The sequence below is a fragment of the Nocardiopsis sp. TNDT3 genome, from assembly GCF_003427465.1.
Classification (GTDB): domain Bacteria; phylum Actinomycetota; class Actinomycetes; order Streptosporangiales; family Streptosporangiaceae; genus Nocardiopsis; species Nocardiopsis dassonvillei.
The window spans coordinates 1-2,935 of record NZ_QPFC01001031.1 but is presented as its reverse complement, the minus strand read 5'-3'; the positions used below and the strand labels follow the sequence as shown (position 1 = coordinate 2,935).

Sequence of the window (2,935 nt, the reverse complement as noted above, 5' to 3'; positions counted from 1 at the left end):
GCCCCGGGAGCGGGGCCGCGCGGAGGGCACCGGGTCGGGGTCCGGGGGTGTCAGCCGCCGAGCGCGGGCCCGGTGACGGGCAGCCCCCGGGCCCGCCAGGAGCGGTAGCCGCCGACCATGTCGGTGGCCCGGGTCAGGCCCAGCTCCTGGAGCTGGACGGCGGCCAGGCTGGAGGCGTAGCCCTCGTTGCAGAACAGCACGACGAGCCGGTCCGCGGAGTCGGCCTCGGGGATCCGGTCCGGGCTGGTGGGGTCGAGCCGCCACTCCAGCACGTTGCGGTCGATCACCAGCGCACCGGGGATCTCCCCCTCGGCCTCGCGGTTGACGGCGGGGCGGGTGTCGACCAGCAGGGCGCCCGCCCGCTGGGCCGCCAGCGCCTCGGCGGGCGAGAGCCGGTCCAGACGTGCGCGCCCGCTCTCCAGGAGCCGTTCGACGGCGCTCACCGGCGGCCTCCCCTGGCGGGCACGTCCTCCAGGACGGGGGCGTCCGGTTCGGGGTCGGTGGTCAGGACGCTCCGGGTGCGGCGCAGCGCCCCGTCGCCGCCGACCTCATAGTAGTGCATGGCGGTCAGCGGCGGCGAGTAGGCGTGCACGCTCACGGCGGGCGAGTCGGAGGCGTTGACGACGTCGTGCACGTGGCCGAGCGGGAAGCGGCCTCCCCCGCCGTCGGGCAGGGCGCGCTCGCGCAGCCCGGCGTCCCAGTACCGCTCGACCAGGTCCCCGGCGACGACCGTGAGCGCGCCGAGCGAACCGGCGTGGTCGTGCAGGCGGGTGGACTGGTCGGGGGTCCAGGAGATCAGCCAGACGTCGGTGTGGTCGTCGGCGCGCAGCCGGACCGACCAGCGGTTCCGTGCGTCGAAGCGGACCTCGTGGAGCCCCTCCCGGACCTCCCGGGCGACCTCGGCGGTCAGCTCGGACAGGCGGTCCAGGGTGAGCGGGGTGGGCGCCGCGGCGGGCGCTGCTGCGGTGTCGGTCATGGCGTGGTCCTTCGGAAGGTCGTGAGCGGTCCTTGTCGGTCACACGGGCCGCTGACACCGCTCGTCGAAGACGGTCGCCCGCGGGTGCGGTGGTGGTGCGCTGACTGCCATGAGCGCAGTTAACCACATTCCCTATCGGTTTAGTTGCCTAAAGGCCGCCGAGCCGGGGAGCACCGTGATGGAAAACGGTCACAACGGGACAACGGACAGTGACAACGCTTTCCAGCACCCGCCCCGATCCTCTAGGTTGTGGGGGTTGCCACCCCCACCCTGCCCTCACGGAGCGAGAACCATGCCCCTGGTCGCCGGAATCGACAGCTCGACCCAGTCCTGCAAGGTCGTGGTCTGCGACGCCGACAGCGGCGCGGTGGTGCGCGAGGCCCGCGCCCCGCACCCCGACGGGACCGAGGTCCACCCCGACGCCTGGTGGTCGGCCCTGGAACAGGCCTCCTCCGGCCTGCTCGACGACGTGGCCGCCGTCTCCGTCGCCGGACAGCAGCACGGCATGGTCGCCGTGGACGAGGTCGGCGCGGTGGTCCGCCCGGCGCTGCTGTGGAACGACACCCGTTCGTCCGGGACGGCCCTGGACCTGATCGAGGAGCTGGGCGGCCCCGCCGAGTGGGCCAAGGCCGTGGACAACGTGCCCAACGCCAGCCTGACCGTGAGCAAGCTGCGCTGGCTGGCCCGGCACGAGCCGGAGCACGCCGACCGCACGACCGCGGTGATGCTCCCCCACGACTGGCTCACCTGGCGGCTGACCGGAGCCGGATCCGAGCCCACCACCGACCGCGGCGACGCCTCCGGCACCGGTTACTGGTCGGCGACCGACGACGCCTACCGCCCCGACCTGCTGGCGCGGGCCTTCGGACGCGAGATCCGGGTGCCGCGCGTGGCCGGACCGGCCGAGGCCGTGGGGCGCACCCCCTCGGGCGCGCTGGTGGCCCCGGGCACCGGGGACAACATGGGCAGCGCCCTGGGCCTGGGACTGCGCCCGGGGGACGCGGTGGTCTCCCTGGGCACCAGCGGCACCGTGTTCGCCGTGAGCGAGGGCCCCACCCAGGACCCCAGCGGCATCATCTGCGGGTACGCCGACGCGACGGGCCGGTACCTGCCGCTGGTGTGCACCCTCAACGCGGCCCGGGTGCTCGGCGCCACCGCCGCGATGCTGGGCGTGGACCTGGCGGGCCTGGACGAGCTGGCACTGGCCGCCGAGCCGGGCGCCGAGGGCGTCGTGCTGCTGCCCTACCTGGACGGCGAGCGCACGCCGGTACTGCCCGACGCCGCGGGTTCGCTGCACGGGCTGCGCCGGTCCAACATGCGCCCGGAGAACATCGCCCGCGCCGCGGTGGAGGGCATGCTGTGCGGGCTGGCCGACGGGCTGTCCGCGATGACCGACACCGGGATCCCGGTCAGCCGGGTGCTGCTCGTGGGCGGGGCGGCCCGGTCGGCCGCCGTGCGCGCGGTCGCGCCGACCGTCCTGGGCGCGCGGGTGGTCGTGCCGAGGCCCGCCGAGTACGTGGCCGTGGGCGCCGCCCGGCAGGCGGCCTGGACGCTGGCGGGGACCGCCGAGGCGCCGACCTGGGACCCGGGCGAGCCGGAGGCCGCCGCGGAGCCCGTGGACGCGCCGCACGTGCGCGAGCGCTACGCCGAGGCGCGCCGTTCCGCCCACGGCCTCTAGGCGCCGCGTCCGCTTCCGGACAGGGATCGCCGGGGTCGCGCGCATCGCCCCGGCGAACGGGCGACGGGCAGGAGGAGCGGACGACGAACACCGGGCGGCAGGAGCGGGCCGCGGTAGGCGCGTGCCCGCCGCCGTCGCTCCGGCGCACTGACCGGAACCGTTGACGGTGTGACGCACGGGGTACCCCCACCGGTGGTCCCGCCGCCGGTGCCGCTGTGGACCGGCGGTGGCACCGGTGGCAGGACCGTCCCCGAGGCCGCCCCCGGCGGACGGTGCCGGGG

At 75.9% G+C, this 2,935-nt stretch carries 3 protein-coding genes; 1 reads left to right on the top strand and 2 read right to left on the bottom strand.

Features of this window, described 5'->3' with window-relative positions; translation table 11 throughout:
- Positions 1-50: 50 nt before the first annotated feature.
- Both DQW06_RS23335 and DQW06_RS23330 read right to left on the bottom strand, forming a co-directional pair.
- Positions 51-443, bottom strand: coding sequence for a rhodanese-like domain-containing protein (locus DQW06_RS23335; RefSeq protein ID WP_013152427.1), 393 nt, complete (start codon positions 441-443; stop codon positions 51-53).
- Complete coding sequence (locus tag DQW06_RS23330; protein ID WP_013152426.1) at positions 440-976, bottom strand: cysteine dioxygenase family protein; 537 nt, start codon at positions 974-976, stop codon at positions 440-442. The genes DQW06_RS23335 and DQW06_RS23330 overlap by 4 nt, the downstream gene beginning before the upstream one ends.
- Positions 977-1,268: 292 nt before the next feature.
- Here DQW06_RS23330 and xylB point away from each other — a divergent pair, with 292 nt between their 5' ends.
- A complete protein-coding gene (xylB, locus tag DQW06_RS23325; RefSeq protein WP_071621801.1) occupies positions 1,269-2,654 on the top strand; it encodes a xylulokinase in 1,386 nt (461 codons plus the stop codon).
- The last annotated feature ends 281 nt before the right edge of the window (positions 2,655-2,935 follow it).